The 23190-nt window shown below is 49.3% G+C and carries 15 protein-coding genes; 11 read left to right on the forward strand and 4 right to left on the reverse strand.

Annotation, left to right across the window (positions count from 1 at the left end; all coding sequences use genetic code 11):
• The first annotated feature begins 16 nt into the window (after window positions 1–16).
• The gene (gene glpK, locus ON05_RS28030) at window positions 17–1525 is read left to right on the forward strand and encodes a glycerol kinase GlpK (RefSeq protein ID WP_010476682.1); all 1509 of its coding nucleotides are present in this window, start codon (window positions 17–19) and stop codon (window positions 1523–1525) included.
• Between the two features lie 532 nt (window positions 1526–2057).
• On the forward strand, window positions 2058–6089 hold the full coding sequence (locus ON05_RS28035) for a DUF4347 domain-containing protein (RefSeq protein ID WP_010476683.1): 4032 nt from the start codon (window positions 2058–2060) through the stop codon (window positions 6087–6089).
• Between the two features lie 17 nt (window positions 6090–6106).
• Here ON05_RS28035 and stpA read toward each other — a convergent pair whose 3' ends face one another.
• The 3 genes from stpA to ON05_RS28050 all read right to left on the reverse strand — a co-directional run bounded on the left by stpA (window position 6107) and on the right by ON05_RS28050 (window position 9884).
• On the reverse strand, window positions 6107–7390 hold the full coding sequence (stpA, locus tag ON05_RS28040) for a glucosylglycerol 3-phosphatase (RefSeq protein ID WP_010476684.1): 1284 nt from the start codon (window positions 7388–7390) through the stop codon (window positions 6107–6109).
• 47 nt (window positions 7391–7437) lie between these two features.
• Window positions 7438–9051 carry a B12-binding domain-containing radical SAM protein gene (locus tag ON05_RS28045; RefSeq protein WP_010476685.1) on the reverse strand — a complete coding sequence of 538 codons (1614 nt, stop codon included), beginning with the start codon at window positions 9049–9051 and terminating at the stop codon, window positions 7438–7440.
• A 149-nt stretch (window positions 9052–9200) separates the two neighbouring features.
• Window positions 9201–9884: a CDP-archaeol synthase gene (locus ON05_RS28050; protein ID WP_201767984.1), complete on the reverse strand. Its 684-nt coding sequence runs from the start codon at window positions 9882–9884 to the stop codon at window positions 9201–9203.
• Between ON05_RS28050 and ON05_RS28055 the strand changes: the two genes are divergently transcribed.
• The 8 genes from ON05_RS28055 to ON05_RS28090 all read left to right on the forward strand — a co-directional run bounded on the left by ON05_RS28055 (window position 9870) and on the right by ON05_RS28090 (window position 19625).
• A complete protein-coding gene (locus ON05_RS28055) occupies window positions 9870–11156 on the forward strand; it encodes a diacylglycerol kinase family protein (protein ID WP_262562446.1) in 1287 nt (428 codons plus the stop codon). The two genes, ON05_RS28050 and ON05_RS28055, sit on opposite strands and share 15 nt — an antisense overlap.
• A 112-nt stretch (window positions 11157–11268) precedes the next feature.
• Complete coding sequence (locus ON05_RS28060; RefSeq protein ID WP_010476688.1) at window positions 11269–13503, forward strand: hypothetical protein; 2235 nt, start codon at window positions 11269–11271, stop codon at window positions 13501–13503.
• Window positions 13504–13591: 88 nt separating this feature from the next.
• On the forward strand, window positions 13592–14227 hold the full coding sequence (locus ON05_RS28065; RefSeq protein WP_010476691.1) for a CDP-alcohol phosphatidyltransferase family protein: 636 nt from the start codon (window positions 13592–13594) through the stop codon (window positions 14225–14227).
• Window positions 14228–14332: 105 nt separating this feature from the next.
• Window positions 14333–15208 carry a lipoyl synthase gene (gene lipA / locus ON05_RS28070; protein ID WP_010476692.1) on the forward strand — a complete coding sequence of 292 codons (876 nt, stop codon included), beginning with the start codon at window positions 14333–14335 and terminating at the stop codon, window positions 15206–15208.
• Window positions 15209–15234: 26 nt separating this feature from the next.
• Window positions 15235–15834, forward strand: a complete 600-nt coding sequence (locus ON05_RS28075) for a hypothetical protein (RefSeq protein ID WP_010476693.1) — start codon at window positions 15235–15237, stop codon at window positions 15832–15834.
• 182 nt (window positions 15835–16016) lie between these two features.
• The gene (locus ON05_RS28080) at window positions 16017–16478 is read left to right on the forward strand and encodes a hypothetical protein (RefSeq protein ID WP_010476694.1); all 462 of its coding nucleotides are present in this window, start codon (window positions 16017–16019) and stop codon (window positions 16476–16478) included.
• Between the two features lie 58 nt (window positions 16479–16536).
• Window positions 16537–17868: a 30S ribosomal protein S12 methylthiotransferase RimO gene (gene rimO, locus ON05_RS28085; protein ID WP_010476695.1), complete on the forward strand. Its 1332-nt coding sequence runs from the start codon at window positions 16537–16539 to the stop codon at window positions 17866–17868.
• A 341-nt stretch (window positions 17869–18209) separates the two neighbouring features.
• Window positions 18210–19625: a DEAD/DEAH box helicase gene (locus ON05_RS28090; RefSeq protein ID WP_010476696.1), complete on the forward strand. Its 1416-nt coding sequence runs from the start codon at window positions 18210–18212 to the stop codon at window positions 19623–19625.
• Between the two features lie 65 nt (window positions 19626–19690).
• Here the strand turns inward: ON05_RS28090 and ON05_RS28095 are convergent, their stop codons facing one another.
• Window positions 19691–21973 carry a transglycosylase domain-containing protein gene (locus ON05_RS28095; RefSeq protein ID WP_010476697.1) on the reverse strand — a complete coding sequence of 761 codons (2283 nt, stop codon included), beginning with the start codon at window positions 21971–21973 and terminating at the stop codon, window positions 19691–19693.
• A 304-nt stretch (window positions 21974–22277) separates the two neighbouring features.
• Between ON05_RS28095 and cobS the strand changes: the two genes are divergently transcribed.
• Window positions 22278–23030, forward strand: a complete 753-nt coding sequence (gene cobS, locus ON05_RS28100; RefSeq protein WP_010476698.1) for an adenosylcobinamide-GDP ribazoletransferase — start codon at window positions 22278–22280, stop codon at window positions 23028–23030.
• Window positions 23031–23190: the final 160 nt, after the last annotated feature.

Here is a 23190-nt window from a genome sequence, read left to right on the forward strand (position 1 = left end):
CCCTTCGAGGAAGATCATGACTTCATCCACCTATATCATGGCCTTGGATTTGGGGACCACTGGCAATCGTGCCATTCTCTTCGACCCAGACGGCCAGATTGTTGATCAAGCCTATAAAGAGCTTCCTCAGTATTATCCTCAGCCAGGATGGGTGGAACATGATGCCTTAGAAATCTGGCGCGATACCCGTTGGGCCATGGAAACGGTAGTCGCCCAAGCCCAAATTGATCCCGCTCAGATTGCCGCCATTGGCCTCACCGTGCAGCGAGAGACCTGTCTGCTCTGGGATAAAACTACGGGACAGCCCTTGCACAAAGCCATTGTTTGGCAAGACCGGCGTACAGCAGCCTACTGTAATCAGCTAGCAGAACAAGGCCATACCCAGGATATTTACGATCGCACGGGCCTAGTCCTGGATGCCTATTTTTCCGGGAGCAAGTTAGCCTGGCTGCTCACCGAGGTGAAGCAGCAAAACCCCAACCTTAATTTAGACAACGTTATTGCTGGCACCATCGATACCTGGGCCTTATGGAATCTTACAGGCGGAAAGGTTCACGCCACCGATCACAGTAATGCCAGTCGGACCCTGCTACTGAATTTAAGCCAAGGCACCTGGGATGACCATCTTCTCGATCTATTTGGGATTCCCAAGTCATTTATGCCCGCCATTCAGCCTAGCTTAGGCGTTTTTGGCAAAACCGATGCCAAGTTCTTAGGACAGGAAATTCCCATTGCCGCCATCTTTGGGGACCAGCAGGCTGCCTTATTTGCCCATGGTTGCGATCGCCCAGGTTCTCTTAAATGCACCTATGGCACTGGCTCTTTTCTCGTGGCCCATACGGGTAGTGACATTGCTCGCTCCAAGAACCGTCTGCTGTCCACCGTGGCTTGGACTCAAACTGATCAGGGGCAAACCCAAACCGGCTATGCCATCGAAGGCAGTATGTTTACCTCCGGGGCCTGTATCCAGTGGCTGCGAGATGGCCTCAAGCTGATTGCCAATGCTGCTGAAACAGAAGGGCTGGCCCAAGCAGTTGAAGATAATGGTGGGGTCTATTTTGTCCCGGCCCTGAGTGGCCTTGGTGCTCCCCACTGGGATATGAGTGCTCGAGGAGCCTTTTTGGGAATTACGCGCGGGGCTCAGCGGGAGCATATGGTGCGGGCCGTTCTAGAAGCCATTGCTTTCCAAACTAAGGAAGTGGTTGATGCGGTCAATCAAGATTGTGGCTCTCCGATTCAGCAACTCAAAGTCGATGGGGGCGCTTGCCAGAACAATTTCTTGATGCAGTACCAAGCCGATGTTTTGGGCATTCCGGTCGAACGTCCTGCGGTTTTAGATGCCACCGCCCAAGGAGCAGCGTTCGGGGCCGGGTTAGCCATAGGGGTATGGAAAGACTACGCAGGGTTAGTCGCTGCTCGCAAAATCGATCAAGTCTTCAAACCAGGTGCGAATGCCCAAACCGCTCAAACCAACTTTAAAACCTGGCAAAAAGCAGTGGAGCGCGCTAAAAAATGGGCTAAATAGTATCAATTGAGACATTTTTTATCACCTTTTAGTCATTTAAGAAAAGAACTTTTAAATTTTTTGGCGGGAACCAGAATCGCCATTATTAGGCTATTAGCAATAGCCTCACGCATCAAAATTGCATCTCATAAATTTATCTACAATAAAAATTAATTAATATACAACTATTTATCTTTAAAAAAAATCTATTAATAGCTAATATAAACTCAGATTGAATGAATTTCTCAACTGAGAAATGCTGTTATTTGTGTTAGGAAGTCATCACATTTATTGATGAGTCAATATCCATTCATCGAATGATGTGGGTTTATCCCCTGTAGAACAGTTCTTCCCCTAATTTAGGACGGTCCAAGATGTTGTAAGGCGTTCTCCTTGCAATCGTTTCTCGATGGAGTTTCTTGAATGATAGAAGCCCCAAAAAGTTCTATGGCAATTTTCAAACAGCGCTCCCAAAAAGATACACCCATGCATCTGGAACGGAAGAACAACGCTGAGGTTTATATCACGTTTTTCTTATCTTAAATTCATAACAATGAACCCTACTTCTTTTGGTCTAGGGCAACCGATAAGGTCGGTTGCTTTTGTTGATGCTGAGCTATCCCAAACGGATATTTTAATTGAATCGTTAGATGTTGATCGTGTCTTTGTACTCGATGATCCCACAGATGCCATCGAAGATATTGCCCAGACCCTATCCCAGTTTCAAGACTTAGATAGTATTCACGTCATTTCCCATGGCAGCCAGGGCACCGTTCAGCTGGGCAGCACCGCTTTAACTCAAAACAACCTCCATGCTTACGACCTGGATAGTTGGGGAGCGTCACTCGCAGACCATGGCGATCTGTTGTTCTATGGCTGCAATATTAGCGCTGGCGACGACCTCACCTTCCTGCAGGCAATCAGTGATGTTACCGACGCAGATGTTGCGGCTTCTAATGACTTAACGGGGCAAGGGGGCGATTGGGTCTTAGAAACCAGTGTCGGACAGGTCGAAACCGCCATGGCTTTAAGCCAGGCTGGCCAAACCGCTTATCAGGGCACATTAGCAACGATTGGTGAAAGTGGCAGCATAGACACCCTGAGCGATCAATGGACTCGCATTACCCTCCAAGAAACCTATGCCAATCCTGTTGTTATCGCTGGCCCCCCTTCCTTCAGTGGGCCTGATCCTTCAACGGTTCGGGTGCGGAATGTCACCAGCAACAGTTTCGAAGTCCGCATTGATGAGTGGGAATATCTCGATGAACTACACACCCCCGAGTCCCTGGGCTATCTGGTCGTTGAAGAAGGCATACATACCCTTACCGATGGGACGGTCCTTCAAGCTGGGAGCAGTCAAAGCAATACCGACTGGGATTCGATTGATTTCACATCTGCATTCAGCGATACGCCGTTGCTATTTGCCCAAACCACGATCGAGAATGAAGCCACAGCCGTGGCAGAGCGCATTCGGAATATCTCCAACACTGGATTTGACTTGAGGCTGCAAGAGGAAGAAGCCGCAGATCAAGTCCATGCAGTAGAAGATGTGGATTGGATTGCGATCGCACCCGGTAGCAGTACTTTTGGCCCAGTCCCCTTCATTGCCGATCAAATCTCCAGTAATCATCAGGATTCTACGGCCAGCTTTGGCAGTGTCTTTAGCGGTGACATACCCGTATTTCTAGCTCAAGCCAACACCAGTAATGGCGGTGATCCGTTTGCCATTCGTTATCGGACCCTGGCCCCGACCGGCACCACCCTCTTTTTGGAAGAGGAGCAATCCAGGGATAGTGAGACCTGGCATGTCTTTGAAGATGTTGCTTATTTAGCTCTGGGCACCGGATTGTTAGAGGTCCCAGATCCCGTTGTGGAGACCTTTGCCTTAGGGGATACGAATCCCATTTTGGTAAATGAATCCGCTGGTGTTGTCACCATCACAGCTGTACGTTCAGGACCAGCCCTGACCCCAGCGACCCTCGAGTACACCACCAATGAGGTAGGGGCTGATACAGCCTTAGCCGATATCGATTTCATCACGCCCACCTTAAATGGGCGCAGCAATACTGGTGAAATTACCTTTGGCATTGGTGAAATGGTGAAAACGTTTACGATTCCCATCATTGATGACACCTTATTGGAAGGCAACGAAACCTTCTCTGTCGGTATTCAAAATCCCAGTACAGGTAGTTTGGGTGCCCCCCGAACCACCCTGGTGACGATTATTGATGATGACGCAGCATCTACCTTATCCGTCACAGATACTGCCATTAGTGTGGAAGAAGGCACGGCAACTGCCTCGATCACGGTTCAGCGGAGCGGCAATAGTGCGAGCGCTGCATCCGTTGATTTCAGCACCCGTGACGGCACAGCCATTGCTGGACAAGACTATCGGGCAACCTCTGGTACCCTGACCTTTGCCGCGGGTCAAACGTCCCAAACCCTTACGGTTCCTATCCTCAACGATATTGTTGTGGAAGGGGACGAACTATTTTCTGTGACCTTAAGCAATCCCATGGGTGGAACCCTAGGCGATAACATCACCAATATCACCATTATTGATAATGATTTGGCTTTGGGTAACCTGAATCGCACAACAGCGGTGTCAGGGCTCACACAACCCACTACCCTCGACTGGACACCGGATGGTCGTTATCTATTGGTTGCCCAGAAGAATGGGGTTGTTCGGGTTATTGATAATGGCGTACTCCAAACCACTCCCTTAGTCGATCTATCAAGCCAGGTGAATGACACCCGAGATCGCGGCTTACTAGGGCTAGCCATTCATCCAGATTTCCCCAATTTACCCTATGTCTATTTGCTCTATACCTACGATCCGCCCGAAACGATTGGCAATACCGGCTTAGCGGCGCCAGATGCTAATGGCAATCGCCCGTCGCGGATGGTGCGGCTCACGGTCGATCCCACCACTATGGTTGCGGATCCCAGTAGCTTAGTCGTCTTAGCAGGGACCAACAGCACCTGGGCCAATACCAGTCAACCCGGTAGCAATAGTACGGGCAATCTCGCTATTCCCCCTTCTGGTATTGTCAACGGCACCACTATTACGGCTCCCTTAAGCCAAATTGATACGGGCACCCAAGATAATGACCCGGATCGGCCTGGAATTCAAAACCAAAATATTCGAGACTACCTAGCCACCGATAGTGAATCCCATTCCATTGGTGACCTAGAATTTGGACCCGATGGATATCTGTATCTCAGTAATGGTGATGGTACTTCCTACAACTTTGTGGATCCACGGGCCGTTCGGGTGCAAGATATCAACAATCTGTCTGGAAAAGTTCTCCGTATTGATCCCCTTACGGGAGAAGGGATTTCTACCAATCCTTTCTTTAATGGTGATCCCAATAGCAATCAGTCCAAAGTGTTTTACTCAGGACTTCGCAACCCTTACCGCTTTACCTTTGATCCGTTGACCAATTTACCTGTGATCGGTGATGTGGGTTGGACAGAATGGGAAGAAATTAATACCGGAATCCCTGGTTCTAATTTTGGTTGGCCTTACCTGGAAGGCCCTAACCCAACAGGGGGTTATCAGGATTTGTCCTCAGCCATTTCCTTCTATAACAATGGCAATCGAAATAATCCCGGAGATGCAGCCGCCATTTTTCCGCTCCTATCCCGTACCCATGGAGCACCGGATAATGCTAGAGCCATTACTGTAGGCGATTTTTACAATAGCAACACGTTGATGTTTGGAGATGTGAACAATGGCACCCTTTATGCCGCAACCTTCGATAGTAATCGCCAAATTTCGAATGTCCAAGTCTTTGACTCCAATATTCCGTTTGTAGTGGATATGAAGACGGGGCCGGACGGTCGACTCTATGGGGTCGATCTCGTCTCTGGGGAAATCTTGAGATGGGAGCCGGTGACCCTTCTGCCATCTCCACAACCCAACTTATCGGCATCCTTCAATAATTTTGCGGACCTGTCTTCCTTAAATCTCAATGGCAGTGCATCAGGAGCCAATAGTCGCCTTCGATTAACGCCTGCCAGTGGCAACCGAGCGGGAAGTGCCTTTTTCAATCAGGCTTTTCAAGTGGGTGGGAGCACCAGCTTTTCTACCCAATTTCAGTTTCAAATTACGGGTAGCCAGGGGACCAATGGTGCAGATGGTTTTAGCTTGGTTCTGCAAAATAACCCTGCAGGAAGCAATGCTGTGGGCCGCTTTGGCGGAGACATCGGCTATGGCGGCATCACCCAGAGTCTCGCCATCGAATTTGATACCTTCAATAATGGCGCGATGGACCTCAATAGCAACCATTTATCAATCTTGAGCAATGGAATTACCGACGTCCCATTGGCCTCGGTTAATGCTCCCTTTGATCTGAATAATGGCGATACCCTGACTGCTTGGGTGGACTATAACGGTACAACCAATCTTCTGCAGGTATATTTGGCTAACAGTACCGTTCAACCCAGTACTGCAGTATTATCTGCCAATGTTGATTTGGCCGGACTTTTAGGCAGTCAAGCGTTTATCGGATTTACGGCAGGGACAGGGGGCCTCGTGAACAACCATGAGATTCTGACCTGGTCCTTTAGCAGTACGGTTTAGCGCCACCCTCTAGATCTCTACTGATGACGGCCTTGGGCAATGGCCTGGAAACACTGAATATATTGGGTATGCCCTTCGGGGAACACCACATTCAGCGTTAGAGGATCGTCTGTATCCCGATCATCCCCAGGTCCCGTCACCACTCGATGAGATACCTGGGACCCTGCGGGAGAGTCAAGTATGTGCTCTAGCTGCAAGGGTTTACGGTTTTTGACCTCACCACCACTGCTATCCACATAAACCACGACGTTATTCGTATCGAATTCTTCACCTAAGGATTGAATTAGGTGTAAAAAGTTGCGATCGCTTCCTCCCCGCTGAAACCGCAATTCTCCCTGCTCTTCGACCGCCTTACTGGTAACCGTATCACCCACCCCAATGAGAGTTGGCATTTGCCCTGGATCAAATTTTTCTTTGACTAAATCCACCAGCTCGGCGTGGGCGGGTGGGGCCTGACGGGCATTGAAGTCTGCCCCCAAAGGGTACTGTCCCGTTCGCTGATGATAATAGCGATTTAAAATCGCCAGCACTCCCGCTTCTTTAATGCCACCCTGCAACATAAATTGGAAATCCGTGGTCCCTGCTTCTTCAGGAGTCGCTGGCTGCAAAATTTCATTTCCCTGGGAATCTTTCCCGAGATTAGGCGCGTAATGCACAAAAAAGGATTGTTCTAATCCTTGGGCTTGAGCTTGGGCCAATAGCTCCGCCGTCAGCGTTTGCATCTCTTGCTGCAGCCGAGCATATATCTCAGTTCTGTCTGCCAGCAGATCGTAGAAGACATTTAAATTGGCCGTGGGAGAGACGGGATTGTCTAATACAGCAGCCTGGATACAGGGCTGAATTTGGGAACTATCTTTAGCCAGGGTTTGAAAAAACTGTTGCAACCGCTGACTAATTTGCTCAGGCACTGCTGCCAAAAACGCTAACTCCTGGTCGCTCACCCCCGGATGGGAGACTGAGCCGAATCGATCTTGCCATTGCACTCCTCCCGCTGCGAGGCCGGGTAAATATAGACCTTCTTGAACAACGGTTTCGGCATCAAATGTTTTCTCAACAATGCGATTGACCCCGCGATTGCCGATATGTTCACCATTGGTGAGGACATAAAAATGTCCATCTAGCTGACGTGCCGCTCGGACATAGGCTGGATCAAGGGTACGGGTCAGGGGATCTTTCACCAACCCCATGCACACCCCATCTAAATCTTGAATGATTAACAGATTGTTTTGCCGCTGGCCCAGGTCAATCAAAGCACCATGGTCTAAGGACCAAGCTTGCTTAGACAAAGGTAAGTTAGACATGGTGGGTAGATGAAGGAATCACGACCGTAACGCTTAAGCTGCTGCCATTAAGCCGTTTTCGCTGGAATTTGTTCCGGCTGAGGTGACTCTTCTGCTGGTTTAACTACCACCCGAGGATGATTAGCCAAATGTACGGTTAACTGCGACTCAATTTCCTCCCGGACAATTTGGCGGTACTCCATAAAGTGCTCAATAAAAGCAGAGGCAGACAGATACCGGGTCAGAACCTGTGGATTCTTTTGGATGATCCGGAACAAGTTAATCCAAAATTTCCAGCGCGTCTTACGCACTACGCCTTGGCGCCAAGCCAAGGTAGACAAGGCTCGAATATCAACCCAGCTCACCTTAACGGAACTCTTACCCGACCCCCCATACTTGGGACGGATATTCATACTCATAAAGTGGCGGAAGGTCCGATCCAAATATTTCACCGGATCGTAAATATTACAGAAGGCCTCGACATATTCATTGGCAATTTCATCGATGGGACGAGTCGGCACATAGTTCATCAATGAGGTTTGATTACCCGTGCCTTCTTGACCTTGGATAAGACGACCTTCTTTTTCTAGGCGATGCCAAAGCGCTGTATTGGGCAAGGCTTGCAACATGCTAAACAGGGCAATGGGAATGTTCGTCTTTTCGACGAAACGGGTAATGCGATCGCCGGCTCCCTTCTTTTCTCCATCAAACCCGATAATGAACCCAGCCATGATCCGCAGTCCTTTCTCGGACATGGTATCGATGGCTTCGCTGAGGGAGTCACGGGTATTCTGGAATTTTTTGGTTACCTTTAAGCTGTCTTCATCCGGGGTCTCAATCCCCAAAAACACACTGTTAAAGTTACATTCGATCATCAGATCCATCAATTCCTCATCCTGAGCCAAATCGACGGAAGCTTCAGTGGCAAAGGTAAAGGGATAATCTTTCTCCGCAATCCATTCCCGCAACTCCGCTAGCAATAGCTTCACATTCCGCTTATTGCCAATAAAGTTGTCATCGACCATAAATACAGAGCCACGCCACCCTAGCTCACATAAATAATCGAGCTCAGCAATCAGCTGCTGCGGGGTTTTGGTCCTAGGCTTACGACCATAGAGGACGATAATGTCGCAAAATTCACATTGAAAGGGACATCCTCGGGAAAACTGCACCGACATATTGTCGTAAGCCGGAAATTTCAGTAGGTCAAAGCGAGGAATGGGGGTTTCGGTAACGGCAGGTTTCTCGGTCGCACGATAGACACCGCTTTCATCGCCCCGCTCTATCGCTTCGATAAACATGGGCAGGGTGATTTCCCCTTCGTCCAAGATCAAGTAGTCTGCGCCAACCGCCTGCAAATCTTCAGGAACAGACGTCGCAAAGGGTCCACCCACCGCAACTTTCTTCCCGCGGCGATGGGATTCTCCCACAAGGTTCAGCATGTCTTCTTTCTGAACAATCATGCCGGATAGAATCACCATCTCAGCCCAGTCCCAATCTGACTCAGGCACGGCTTCAACATTGCGGTCAATCAGCCGAAACTCCCACTCCTGGGGCAAAATTGCGGCTACCGTCACTAACCCCAAAGGCGGCAATAATGCTTTTTTGTCAACTAGGGACAAGGTTTTCTCAAAGGACCAAAAACTTTTTGGAAAGAGGGGGTAAATTAGTAAAACTCGCATAGAGAAGCCACATCTCCTAATCCAAATACCTCAAATCTTACCGCTAATTCACTTTTCTTGCTGAGAGTAGATTTAACCTTAGACATTGACTCAATTTAATCTTAATTTCTCAGATTTGTTAGGTGCATTGTCAATTTTGTCAACCAGGGTTATGCCTTTAAACCCAACTGTCTACGCACCCATGTCGCCCCCATAAATAGTAGCGGTGTCACAATTGCTCCTGTTAGGACCAAATGCAGGGGAAAGTGAAAATAGAAAAACCATAGGATCAGCACCCCATAGGTGGAATCCATATGATCAATTACATAGAAAACTTTGTTGTTTTCATCTCCAGGGGGAATCTCCAGCCGTCGTTTTACAAAGGAATTAGGCAACTCGGATAGATTAAAAATAAACCCAACTAATAAGCCATATTCGATAAAATTGAACTGAGAGAGTTGAATCTGCAGACCTGAGTTTGTCAAAAATTGCGCCTCTAAGACTTGCAGAAAAAAGGTACTAACCACACAGGTTAATGGTAAGCTAATCAATCCTCTCCAGCGTTTATTAGCGCCAAACCATTGAGTCTGGATCGGTATATTTACCAGCTCAAAAGGTTTCGTCTTCCAAAGAAACGCTTCTAAAATTCCGGCAATGAATAGCCCCACCCCAAGCCATAGAATATTTAAAGTATCTTGGGCAAAATGAGTCCAGAAAAGCATTGTTTTCGCAATAGATTGAACTTGGATATTGTCTTCGAGGAACAACTTTTTTTCGTCAGCGACGCCGAGTCCATCGCTGTCGATATGCGGGCTAGAGGTTGGTTGACGACCTCCAGTTTGTCCTGGTTCCACGCAGGTCTCAGGCAAACATTAACCTTTGATGACGTGGTCGGCGTCAAGCCAACTGATCAGCCATATCCCCAAGGACTCGTTGGATTTATTCTGTGTGCCTATCCTGCTCCTAGGACTGTACCCCACCACCGACAGTTACGGGAATATGAGTTTGTCTGTGCCACGGAGCAGATGCGTTCCCAGTGGATGAACGCCATTCGCCAAGCGTTACAGGGCCACCCCATCCAACCCCAGCAGGCCGTCAGGCCCCGCCATCTCCAAGTCTTAGTCAATCCCAAGGGGGGACGGCGACAGGCCAAACAAGTCTTTCAATCCATTCGGCCCATTTTAGAAGATGCCCATTGCCAGGTGAGCATTTTGGAAACCCAGGGGGGCGAACGAACGATCCAGGCCGTGCGAGATTTCGACGTATCGGCGATAGATGGATTTGTCGTTGTCGGTGGCGATGGAACGGTTTATGAGCTGATTAATGGGCTGATGACCCATGGGGATGCGGAGGTTGCGATCGCAAAACCCATCGGCATCATCCCAGCCGGTACCGGCAACGGCCTAGGAAAAACCATTCTCGACCTATCCCAAGAAACCTACGATCCGAGTAATGCTGCTTTTATCATCGCCAAAGGCCAGTATCAGCCTATTAATTTAGGCGTCGTCAAGCAGGATGGCAAAGAATATTACAGCATTCTCTCCTTAGCTTGGGCCTTGATCAGCGATATCGACATTAAGTCCAACAAGCTCCGTTTTCTCAAGTTCCTGGGCTCTTTACGCAGTGATCTCTATGCTTTTCTCAGCATCTTGGCCCTCCGCAGTTATCGAGGTCGAATTTCCTTCCTATCCGCCCCAGACTGGCCACCTAGCCCCGATGCCCCTCAGCCAGACCTCCTAGCCGAGCCGCAGCCAGCAGGCATAGAGCAGTCTCCAGCATCAGATTGGCAAGTGCTGGAAGGTGAGTTTATTGCCCTTTGGGTGATGAACGTCGCTTGGGCCACCCATAGCGTTTTGGCAGCCCCTCACGCCCGATTAGCCGATGGTTATATGGATGTCTTAATCATTCGTAAAGGAATTACCCGCTGGCGTTTATTAACCGCATTTCTGAAAATTGCCACGGGCGAACATCTCCTTATTCCCGAAATGGAATACTACAAGGTGCGCTGTCTCCACTTAGAACCTCTAAGTTCTGAAGGCTTACTGGCTGTTGACGGAGAACAAATCAAATACCGCTCCGTTAAAATGAATGTTTTGGCAAACCATGCCCAAGTTTTTTGCCGTTAATCTGCAGGCTAACCAGCCGATGTATACTCTTCCCCAACTGCCCGAGCTGAGCTAGGGCTGAGAACATCCCTGTACGACGTATTAGGGATTCAGTGGAGTCATTATCCTCAATATGAAGTCAATTTCCCTATCGACTGGAGTTTTCGTGGCCATCATGGGTTTGAGTCTGCCAGCCCATGCCGAAACCGCCCCATTCTCAGATTCACTCCTCACCCCTACTTCATGTGACACATGCCATCTCAGCCCATCTGAGCTAAGCACTGCCGATTTTAGTTTTAGCCCCAGGCCAATCGTTCAGATTAAGCAAACCTCCAGCAGTTTGCATCTTTCGAGTTCCAAGGACACTGCTCCCGCCGTAAATGGGCAAACTACTGCAGCTCAACCGAATCATCTTGAATTCCCTAGTGCAAAAGCAGGCTCAGACAAGACAACAGATGGCACACTGCCCTCATCCCAGACACCATTACCATCCCGCTCAACCGTCTTAATTCCGCAGCAAACTCTCATTTCTCAAGCCACAGCTCAGCAGGATGTTACGTCTCCCCTCCCCATCTCGACTCGTGCCGCAGATCTAGCCCAAGTCGACTCTGTCCCTCCAGCCGAAGCGGATAGTGATACTGAAATAAACGGTGCGAAAGAGAGCGAAGAAGCTCCAGCAATTCGTTTTAGCCCTTTAGCAAATCAACAATTTCAGCAACCTACAGCAATTCACCTGCCCAAAGGGGCAGTGGCCCTGAGCCTCTATAATCGACTGTTCTTTTTGCCCGGAACTGAGGCGGCTAGTGGTACAGCAGCCTATCCAAATTTCGGCGTTACCTGGGGATTAACAGACAGTACTGAACTGGACCTCACCCTACAGGTGGTAGATACGGGTACCCCCGACCGATTGGGACCTTTCGGCGTTGTTAGACGGGTTAACAACCGAGATTTAACCCTATCGGTTAAGCAAAGACTATGGGACAACGCCGACGATACGCTGGCCTTTAGTGGTTCTTTTTCCCTAGCGGTCCCCCTGACGAATCGTACGTTTGAATTTACTCCCGGTGGGATTGAGCAAGAAGACAACAGTTTAATCCCAGCTTTACAATTTCCGTTCACGGCTACCGTTAGCGATCGCTGGCAGTTCACTCTTTCTCCCACCATTGCCTTCTTCCCCGATAGCAATGCCGTTTTTATCCCCCGACCGCCCCTCGCCAATCCAGGCTCCTTTGGCACCACCTTGGGACTCAGTGGGGCAATTTCCTACCAAGTCCATCCTCGGATCACCCTCTGGGGCGATGCCTTCGTGCCCTTTACCGGCAACAACAGTTTTAACCGGGATACGGGTCTACCGGCCAAATCGATTGCCTACAATGCGGGTCTGAGGTATTTCCTCAATCCCAGCCTCGGTCTCGATATCTTTGCCTCTAATACCTTTGGCAGCAAGGGACCGTTGGCCTTAACAGCGGATCGAGACTTAACTGCGTTGGGATTGAGAGTTATATCTTTACCGAGTCTATTTGCCTCCAATCGCCGAATTGCAGACAGTTTCAACCGTGATCAGGATGGTCAAGATTCACCCAATACCACTGATGGCTTGGCCTTTTTTGATGGCGGGACCGTGCCTAGTCAACGGTTTCTATTCCATTTACAGGGGGGTGGCCAAGGGATTCAAACTGCCCTGCGCTATGGAATCGTCAAAGATTTCGAGCTATTTGCCTATTTGGACTATATCTCGGGTGAGGTGGACGAGTCAGAGCAAGGCTTTGGTGTAAAGCTGCGATTGCTAAACCAAGATGAAGCAGCACCATTGACCGCCAGTGCCGCCGTAACCGTGGGACTCACCAACAATATCTTTGACAACTTTGATAACAACAATCGCAATGGCTTGTTCCGACAAGGAGCGCCTAAAGACTTTCCTCTAATTTTCAGAACGGACAGTCCTGAAGGCAGACGGTTTGTGGTGACTCTATCCTTGCCTTTACATTACAAAGTCAATGACCAGTTAGCCTTTTGGTTTACCCCCATTGCAGGATTTGTTCAACGAGATGGTTTAGAGCTAGGCGGCTTTAACGTCGGCGGCTCTGTTGAAGTCATTCAGGACCTGAGTCTAGTCGGCGAATTGGGCGCTAATTTCTTGGGTGAAGGTAATGCCTTTATCGGCGACACCTTAGCGGATCGGATTCCCTGGTCCGTGGCCGTCCGCTGGAATCCCCGCAGCATTATCGGCGGGGATGAATCAAACCCGAATCAGCCCAATGTTGAGTTCTTCGTTACCAATCGCGTAGGCTCATCCACTTGGCATCAGCTACGAGTCAGAGATCAAAACGAGATTACCGTTGGTGCAGGCATTTCGATTCCGTTCTAAGGGATGGGGAAGGGCTGCATCAATGCTTTTGATTTTTCGCTAGAGGACATGTTAGGGTCGCTGTTGCCTGAGTTTATGGGAAATAGCCATGCCCAACGAGTCCACACCTGTTCAGGATTCTGTCCAAAGCCAAGAAGAGACCACTATCACGGTGCCCCTGTCTTTGCTGGACCGGATTGTGCAATTTTTCACCATCAAACTGGCTAAGTTTCTCGCTCGATTCACATGGATTACTCCCAATCGGGTCACCTGGGTGTCTGCAGGGGTTGGCGGCCCCTTGACAGGATGGCTGATTATTCAGGAGCAGTTCTGGCTGGCAACGGCATTAGTGGTGGTCAGTGGCTTGATGGACGGCTTGGATGGGGACATTGCCCGAGAACGTAATCTGACTTCGATTGAAGGCGGTATTTTAGACAGCGTTTTAGATCGCTATGTCGATTTTTTCCTGATTGCAGCACTTATTTTGGTCAACCCCACTGAACATTTACTCGTGGGCCTATTTGCCCTGATGGGAACCACAATGGTGCCTTACATTCGGGCTAGAAGTGAGGTCGCCGGTAAAAGTTCGATTGCCAGTATTGGCAGCCGAGCGACCCGCATCGTCTTGATTATTCTGGGATTGCTCACCCAGCAGCTGTTTATTTTGCTGATTGCCTTAGCCGTTATTTCCAATATTGCTGCAGTTCACCGATTCTGGTTCGCGCTGATTCCCGTCGAAGATTAGCCAACTCCTTCTCCATGCCTGTTCTTCAGAGAGGCAAACTCGTTATAGTGAGTACCTAATGCATGGGTTGCTTCCATGCTCTCAGGTAGTCAGAAGGCAAACCCTATGGCGAATACAGAAATACGAGAACGCTTACCAGAATGGCTACGCCGTCCGATTGGTAAGGCCAGTGAGCTATCTACCGTCCAACAAATCGTCAAACGCCATAATATCCACACCATTTGTGAAGAAGGTCGATGCCCGAATCGGGGCGAATGCTACGCCCAAAAAACAGCCACATTTTTACTCATGGGGCCCGTCTGCACTCGGGCCTGTTCGTTTTGCCAGGTCGATAAAGGGCATGCGCCCCAACCCTTGGATAAACAGGAACCACAAAAGGTCGCTGATTCCGTACGGTTACTGGGGTTGAAGTATGTGGTACTGACCTCAGTGGCCCGCGATGATTTGCCCGATCAAGGGGCGGGATGGTTTGCGGCGACGATGGCAGCCATTCGGGCAGTCAGCCCCCATACGGATATTGAAGTGCTAACCCCTGATTTTCGAGGCGATCGCAACTTGATTGCCACCGTTGTTAAAGCCCGACCCGTGTGCTACAACCACAACCTGGAAACGGTTCGACGTCTCCAAGGACCCGTGCGACGAGGAGCAAAATATGAGCGTTCGCTACAGGTATTGGCCACAGTCAAGGAACTTGCACCTAAAAATGATGTCATACCTAGTATTGCGACCAAATCTGGTCTAATGCTGGGATTGGGAGAAACGGAAGCTGAAATCATTGAAACGATGGAAGACCTAAGGGTAGTGGGATGCGATCGCATTACCCTAGGTCAATATATGCGCCCGTCCCTCAACCATCTTCCGGTCCAAAAATACTGGCATCCCGAGGAGTTTGATCGCTTGGGTGAGATTGCTCACTCTCTCGGATTTAGCCACGTTCGGTCTGGTCCTTTAGTCAGAAGTTCATACCACGCAGGAGAGTAGGCTCCTGGCTATCGCTGGAAGCATAGATGAAGGATGTTGCCGCTCAAACCAACGCCATTGCTGATTGTCTCAAAACCTTGGAGCAAGCCTCCACAATGGTACACGGCCTAACCGAACAGGCTAATCCTCTGACTGAGGCGCTGGATATGGCCCAATTTAATCTTGGTGTAGCAAAAGCCCTGACTCATCTGTTTGAGTTAGAAGCGGATTTATACGATCTAGCCCCTGGCTATACCCCCGAACATTTACGCCCCTCTTTAGCGCCAATCAATTTAGGAGCTGTTTTAAATTACTTATCCACCCCCAATAAACCCGCACAATATTCTGCACAACGACAGCTTGCTAGCCATATGACAGATGCTATTGCGGCTGAATTCATGGAAGCCTGTGCCCAGGGGCAAGGGTCAGCATTCGCACAGAAATGGTGGGAGTCGCAGAATAAGCCCTTTATTCCAGTCATTAAGGCCTACCGAAACCTTCACCATGCCAGGAAATATATGCGTTATCACAGTGCAGCATTGCTAGAAGACATGTTTAACATCAATCTGTGGGACGACGACGCACAAGAGGTATTACTGAACGACGCAAAAGATTGGTTTACTCAATGGTTACAAACACAAGCCTGAATATACACTCCAGCAAAGGTTAGACGGCATTGGTTTAAATTATTTCGAGTCTTCAAATTTCTAAGCTTCCGGTTACAGGGAAATCCAACCCCTATTGCATCATTTAAACGACATTCATCATGCTTGTGAAAACTCTCTTTAACTCCATTCGTACGGGTCTCATATTGAGCACAACCCTCTTGATGTTCAGTTGTGACGCAAACCCAGGCGAATCCCCATCCACCTTTCAATCCGTCCCCATCTTGGGGAAATTATCAGTCGGGAAAACGTTACCGAGTTACGCAGGCAGTTCAGAATCCGGTCAACAGGCGGGCAATACGCCCAAAGGTCGGAAGTATCTAATTCATCTGTTACATACAGACCTACCTCCCCTTTGTGTCAATGAAGAATGCGGTGCATTTGGTTCCATCGCCAATATCAAAGGCGCGGATCTCTATGGCGGTTCTGATCTGAAATTAGCTGATCAAGTCTTTGGTATTTTCCCCACGGACAATAAAAGCTTTCAGCAACAATCACAAAATTATGGGGTTTTAATTATTTCCGATCAGCAGGCCAAAATTCGAGCCATTTATCAACATGTCTATCTGCCAGATGTGGAAACTATCCTGCAAGACTCGGAGGCCATCTTCGCCCAAGCTGACTGAATTTCAGATCATGAGATAGGATCACGAAGTATTCTTTCTCAAAATTGATCTACTCTGCATGGCCAATCAGCCCTCCGTCGCCGTTGCTCATCTCGGCTGTGAAAAAAATCGCGTTGACACTGAACATATGCTAGGACTGCTGGTGGAAGCAGGTTATCCCGTTGACAGCGATGAAGCCTTTGCCGATTACGTGATCGTCAACACCTGTAGCTTTATCCAAGCAGCCCGGGAAGAATCCGTGCGCACCCTGGTCGAACTGGCCGAAGCCAACAAAAAAATTGTAATTACAGGCTGTATGGCTCAGCACTTCCAAGAAGAATTGCTAGAAGAACTCCCCGAAGCCGTTGCCCTCGTCGGTACCGGAGACTATCACAAAATCGTAGATGTGATTCAGCGGGCCGAAGCAGGAGAGCGGGTGAAAGAAGTCTCTCCTGAGCCGACCTATATCGCCGATGAAACCGTTCCTCGGTATCGCACGACAACTGAGGGCACCGCCTATGTCCGCATTGCTGAAGGCTGTGACTATGGCTGTGCTTTTTGCATCATTCCCCATTTGCGGGGAAAACAGCGGTCCCGCTCGATCGAGTCCATCGTGGCTGAAGCCCAACAGTTAGCAGCCGAAGGCGTGCAGGAGCTAATTTTAATTTCCCAAATTACCACCAACTACGGCATCGATCTCTACGGTAAACCCCAGCTGGCTCAACTCCTCAGAGCCCTAGGTGAAGTGGATGTCCCTTGGATTCGCATGCATTACGCCTATCCCACGGGCTTAACCCCAGAAGTGATGGCTGCGATTCAAGACACCGATAACGTTCTGCCGTATCTGGATTTACCCCTCCAACATTCCCACCCAGAAGTCTTGCGGGCCATGAATCGTCCTTGGCAAGGCCAAGTGAACGATCAAATTATTGAGAAAATCAAAACTGCCCTGCCGGATGCGGTTCTCCGCACCACATTTATTGTGGGATTCCCAGGAGAAACAGACGAGCACTTTGAGCATCTTTGTGAGTTTGTGCAGCGGCACGAATTCGATCACGTAGGCGTGTTTACCTTCTCGCCAGAAGAAGGCACTCCCGCATTTGACTTACCCCATCAATTACCTCAAGACGTGATGGATGCGCGACGCGATCGCTTGATGGCATTGCAACAACCCATCTCCTGGCAACAAAACCAGCAAGAAGTTGGCAAAACGGTACAAGTCTTAATCGAGCAAGAACATCCTGGATCTGGTCAGCTTATCGGTCGCTCGCCTCGGTTCTCTGCCGATGTGGACGGTCTCGTCTATATCGATCCTAGAGAGGCTCTAGCTCCCCGTTTAGGCAGCCTAACCCCTGTCCAGATTACTGGTGCAGATACCTACGACCTCCAGGGACAGCTGGTAAGTCACTAATCATTGCTCTTGGCATTGGAAATGTGTTCTTAGACGGTTGGAGTCGATCATCTGTCTAACCAAATGTCATGATTACTTGACTTATAATGCATTTTGTTACACTTTGTTGCAGAATAGAAACAATAGAGAGAACATAGTTCTGTTTATTATCGCCAACTCATACCTGTTGGCACCCTACTGCCCTCTTTTAATCAACCACTCCCTACAGAGTGGTGTAGACCGCCTAACTTCATATTTGACGAGCAGACACTGATAGTCATGATTCAGATGCTGCGGTGATTGCTCGGTAGATGTTTATCTGCACGAGCGGCAGTAGCCCGTATTAACCTCTAGGAGAGTTCATGACCCTTACGTTTAGTCAACTTGGTCTTTCACAAACTCGTGTTGATTGTTTAGAAGCGCTTGGTTTTACCACCCCCACTCAAATTCAAGCAGAAGCCATTCCCCACTTGCTAGCTGGCCGCGACATTATCGGCCAAGCCCAAACGGGAACAGGTAAAACTGCCGCTTTCTCACTTCCCATCCTAGAGCAGCTGGATCCTACGGTTAAAACCCCTCAAGCTCTGATCTTGACACCGACTCGGGAGTTAGCCGTTCAAGTCAGTGAAGCTATTTACCAATTCAAAGCAGATGGTGCCCTGCGGGTCGTTGCTATCTACGGGGGCCAATCCATTGACCGACAAATTTCTCAGCTCCGTCGTGGCGCACAGTTGATTGTCGGTACCCCTGGCCGAGTTTTAGACTTACTAAGCCGTGGTGAAATCGTCCTGGACCAGCTCAGCTGGTTTGTCCTCGACGAAGCGGACGAAATGCTGAACATGGGTTTTATCCCCGATGTTAGAAAAATTCTGGAGCGGGTTCCTGGCGATCGCAAAACAGCCTTTTTCTCTGCCACCATGGCCCCAGAAATTTACAAGCTGTCAAAACAGTTTCTAAATGATCCCGTTACTGTTACTGTCGAGCAACCGAAAGCCGCTCCGACTCGAATTAATCAAGTGGCCTATCGGATTCCTCGAACATGGGCGCGTTCTACGGTCTTACAGGCGGTTCTGGAACTGGAAGATCCGGAATCAGCTATTATTTTCGTTCGTACCCGCCGGGAAGCGGCCACCCTCACTCAGCAGCTACAAACTGCAGGCTACAGCGCCGATGAATATCACGGCGACCTTAGCCAAAGCCAACGAGAGCGACTGTTGGATCGATTCCGCCAACGACGCATCCGTTGGGTGGTGGCGACAGATATTGCTGCCCGTGGATTACACGTTGACGATTTGAGCCACGTGATCAACTATGAGCCACCCGATAGTGTAGAAAGTTACGTTCACCGCATTGGTCGGACCGGACGTGCAGGCAACGAAGGGACCGCCATTTCCTTGGTTCATGCCCTTGATCGTTGGAAGTTGCATGAAATTGAGCAGCATATTCGGCAAGAAATCCCGACCTTGCCCACTCCAACCCGCTCAGCCATTGAAGGACGGCGGTTAGAAAAACTAACCGAAGAGCTACACAGTATCCTAACAGGAGAGCGTTTGGCTTCTTTCTTGCCCACTGTTTCTCAACTGGGTGAAGACTATGATACTCAAACCATCGCTGCAGCTGCGCTGCAAATGGCCTTCGACCGCTATCCTGCCATTACGGCCAACCTTGATGACTGGTCTTCTAAGAATAAGAATGGTGGCCGCAGTAGCCGGAAAGCCAAGCCAGTACTGAACAAGCGTCGTAGCTCTAACCGTTCTGAGATCTCTGCCTCTACTTAATGCCAGATCGGGTGCAATTACATCGCACCCAATTGAAACAGGCAATAGGGATAGATTTTAGAGATTCAGTCTACCGTCTCCTGTGCGGCTGGATCTGCCGCAGGCTCTTCCTGCTGGGGCATGGGCAAATTCCTGATCTGTTTCGGCTTAACAGGCTGAGGTTTAATGCTGCCCTTGCGTCCTGCCAATTTCGGCAAGGCGGGGAAAGGCTGGGCAGGGATATCTTTGACTGCCTGCTTCATAAAGTTGCCCCAAGTCGCTGCAGCAGTTGCACTACTCCCAGTGGTGGGGTAGTTATCATCATTTCCCAACCAGACCCCAGTTACCAGCTGCGGAATATACCCGACAAACCATAAATCCCGATTATGTTCAGAGGTACCCGTCTTACCGGCAACGGGACGACCAATTTGGGCCGGCTTGCCCGTTCCGGTCGTGACAACCTGTTGCAACATCCAAGTCATAATGGCTGATGAGGATGAATCAAGGACGCGCTGCTTGGCCGTTTTATATTGGAACAGGACCTTACCCTGACGATTGCGAATGGAGCGAATCCCATAGGGCTGGGTTCGATAGCCTTGGGCAGCAAGGGTACCGTAGGCTCGGGTCAATTCCAATAAGCTGACTTCATTCGCCCCTAACGCTGTGGAGTAATAGGGCTTTAAGGGAGATTGAATGCCCAATTCTCGGGCCAGCTTAATGGTGGGTTCAAAGCCAACGGCCATAAAGACCCGTACTGCAGGGATATTCGCAGACTTGGTCAGTGCCTGGTTCATGGATATCCAGCCCTTATAGACATGGCCATAATTATTGGGTTGATAGCCATCCACCATAAAGGGAGCATCTGGAAAGCCGTCATGGGGAGAGAATCCTGATGCGATCGCAGCCGTGTATACAAACGCTTTGAAGGTCGATCCAGGCTGCCGTCGGGATTGCGTCACCCGGTTAAATTGAGATTGTTCAAATGCGTTACCGCCCACCATTGTCTTGATTTCACCATTGCGGGGATCAATGGAAACTAAAGCCGCCTGATCAAACCGCTGGGAATAACCATCGTGGTACACCGCATCTTTGATGGTTGAGGCAGCTGCTTTTTGCCACTTTAAGTTCAGAGTCGTTTGAATTTCTAATCCTCCCTGTTTCAGCACTTCCTCCGATACAAGTTCTGGCAGTTGCTGTTGAAGGTATGCCGTAAAGTATGGGCTGTGGTCTTGGGCATTGGGGGGCACTTTTGGATTTAAATCAATGGGGCTTTTTTTGGCTTTCGCAGCCATTTCAGGCGTAATCACCTCTGCTCGAACCATCCGCTCAAGCACTAAATTCCGTCGTTCCTTCGCCACTTGAGGATTGCTTAATGGAGAGTACAAGCTCGGAGCTGCAGGTAATCCTGCCAGAGTCGCACTTTCCTGCAAATTAAGCTGATCCAACGACTTGCCAAAATAGACCCACGCGGCATCAGCAACCCCATAGGCCCCACTCCCCAGGTAAACCTGATTAAGGTATCGTTCGAAGATTTGGGTCTTAGAGAGTTTATCTTCAATTTTTTGGGATAAGCGGGCTTCCTTCAGCTTCCGAAGAATCGACCGTTCTTGATTGAGATACGTCATCCGTGCTAGCTGTTGGGTAATCGTACTTCCCCCCTCTGCTAGCTCCCCGGACAACACATTGGTGACCATGGCCCGTAAAATACCCTGGCCATCAATCCCATCATGCTCAAAAAACCGTCGATCTTCCGTGGCAATAAAGGCCTGCTGCAATTGCTGAGGTATTTGATCGATCTTGACCTTTTTATGACTCGCCGGTCCATCTTGAAACAGGATAGAACCATCTGCAGACTTCAGAGTGAGCGTCCCGGCACGGACCTGGGTTTCAATGTCCATATGGGTTGTATCCGGCAGATTCAGCTCGAGGGCAACCCACCCCCCTGCACAAGCCACGCCAGTTACCCCTAACAAAATTCCGAGGCGTTTTAACGGTCGCCATCGGGATGAGGTTGAGCGACGAACCACCTTTTTGGGACGTCGGCACACCGGTACCGTTTCTACAGGAGAAGGTAGGGCTAAAGCCTTTACTAACGCTTTGTCTGACGATTGAGAATCCGGGGCAGGGGCAGCAGTTTGACGAGGACGGTTACGGCGTTTTGATTTTTGCCGAAGGGCTTGTTTTCTTTGCTTTTCTTGCTGCTTCTGCTGACGTCGTTTATCTTTTAACTTTTTACGGAGACTATCCGTCGACTCAGGTATCGGGTCCAGATTGAGGGGTCGATCTTTAGCTTTGCTCAGTTTGGAAGGAAGGACTTGAGACGATCGTGGATCAACAGAAGGACGAATTTCTGAAATTTGTTTAGCCACAAAACGCCCCTCTTGCTGAAAAAAATACTGATTGGCTCTGCTCTATGCTCACCAGATCCATGCAACTTGGGACTTAATTTAACGCAATGTCTTTAAATAATCTATGTTCTGGATAAAAATTCAACAAAAATCTTTGTTTTAGAACAACATTAATAGGCTTAAACCCCGCTTTAAAATCCCCCCATCAATCTCTCAACCCTAGAAATAACCGGTCTGGCTACTCTATTCCACCATCAGCTCTAGATAGATGTAAGGGGGTTAGCATCAGAATTCATCGCTCTTTCTTTCTTTTTCTCTGGCACAAATGAAACATATTTTGAAGCAAATCGGGGGTGCGATCGCATTTTACAGCTGTATTCCCCTCCCCCCTAGCTGGCCCTTAGAATTTGAGCGCATTGCCCGTTGGGCCCCTTGGATCGGTTTGCTCTTGGGAATGGGTATCGGCACCCTCGACTATGGTCTTGCCCTAGGGCATATGCCTAACCTAACTCGTAGTGCTTTAGTCGTCGCCCTATGGATAGGTCTCACCGGGGGTCTCCACCTTGATGGCGTCATGGATACCGCCGATGGCCTTGCCGTGATGGAACCCGAACGGCGTCTCATGGTCATGTCTGATAGTCGAACCGGCGCCTTTGGGGTCATGGCTGGTACCTTGGTGATTCTTCTTAAGGTCTGTGCATTAAGTAACCTCTCGATTGCGCACCTGCCCGCCCTAATGACTGCTCTAGTCTGGGGACGCATCGCTCAGGTAATGGCTATTGCCATCTTTCCTTATCTCAAACCTGAGGGGAATAATGCCTTTCACACCAACGCTTTTCAGGGGCTAGGGGATCTATGGCCTAGTGCCATGGGTTTATTTGCGATCTCAGTCTGCCAATATTATGGGTTTCCCTTAGCATGGCCATCCGTTTTGGGGGGTATCCTAATGGCAAGCAGCCTATCCCTTGGCATCAGCTACTGGTTTTATTACCAATTTAAAGGGATGACTGGTGATGTTTACGGTGCCATCGTAGAATGGACAGAAGCATTAATCCTATGCTGCTTGACACTGGTTTAATCAGTCTCCCTTGTCAAAATCCCATAGGCTAGCGTGAGCATAACCGAGACTCCACGCTATAATGCTTCTCAACAGGAGCTATCTCGACTTCGGTACGGCTAGATTTCCCATGTTCAAGCTTTTTTAACGAAGTGATGCATGGTTAATCTACCAGGCTGTA

The organism is Acaryochloris sp. CCMEE 5410, from assembly GCF_000238775.2.
Taxonomy (GTDB): domain Bacteria; phylum Cyanobacteriota; class Cyanobacteriia; order Thermosynechococcales; family Thermosynechococcaceae; genus Acaryochloris.

Coding starts and splice junctions, on each gene's coding strand:
- glpK (WP_010476682.1), top strand. CDS start 17: ATGACTTCATCCACCTATATCATGGCCTTGGATTTGGGGACCACTGGC.
- ON05_RS28035 (WP_010476683.1), top strand. CDS start 2,058: ATGAACCCTACTTCTTTTGGTCTAGGGCAACCGATAAGGTCGGTTGCT.
- stpA (WP_010476684.1), bottom strand. CDS start 7,390: ATGTCTAACTTACCTTTGTCTAAGCAAGCTTGGTCCTTAGACCATGGT.
- ON05_RS28045 (WP_010476685.1), bottom strand. CDS start 9,051: ATGCGAGTTTTACTAATTTACCCCCTCTTTCCAAAAAGTTTTTGGTCC.
- ON05_RS28060 (WP_010476688.1), top strand. CDS start 11,269: ATGAAGTCAATTTCCCTATCGACTGGAGTTTTCGTGGCCATCATGGGT.
- ON05_RS28065 (WP_010476691.1), top strand. CDS start 13,592: ATGCCCAACGAGTCCACACCTGTTCAGGATTCTGTCCAAAGCCAAGAA.
- lipA (WP_010476692.1), top strand. CDS start 14,333: ATGGCGAATACAGAAATACGAGAACGCTTACCAGAATGGCTACGCCGT.
- ON05_RS28075 (WP_010476693.1), top strand. CDS start 15,235: ATGAAGGATGTTGCCGCTCAAACCAACGCCATTGCTGATTGTCTCAAA.
- ON05_RS28080 (WP_010476694.1), top strand. CDS start 16,017: ATGTTCAGTTGTGACGCAAACCCAGGCGAATCCCCATCCACCTTTCAA.
- rimO (WP_010476695.1), top strand. CDS start 16,537: ATGGCCAATCAGCCCTCCGTCGCCGTTGCTCATCTCGGCTGTGAAAAA.
- ON05_RS28090 (WP_010476696.1), top strand. CDS start 18,210: ATGACCCTTACGTTTAGTCAACTTGGTCTTTCACAAACTCGTGTTGAT.
- cobS (WP_010476698.1), top strand. CDS start 22,278: ATGAAACATATTTTGAAGCAAATCGGGGGTGCGATCGCATTTTACAGC.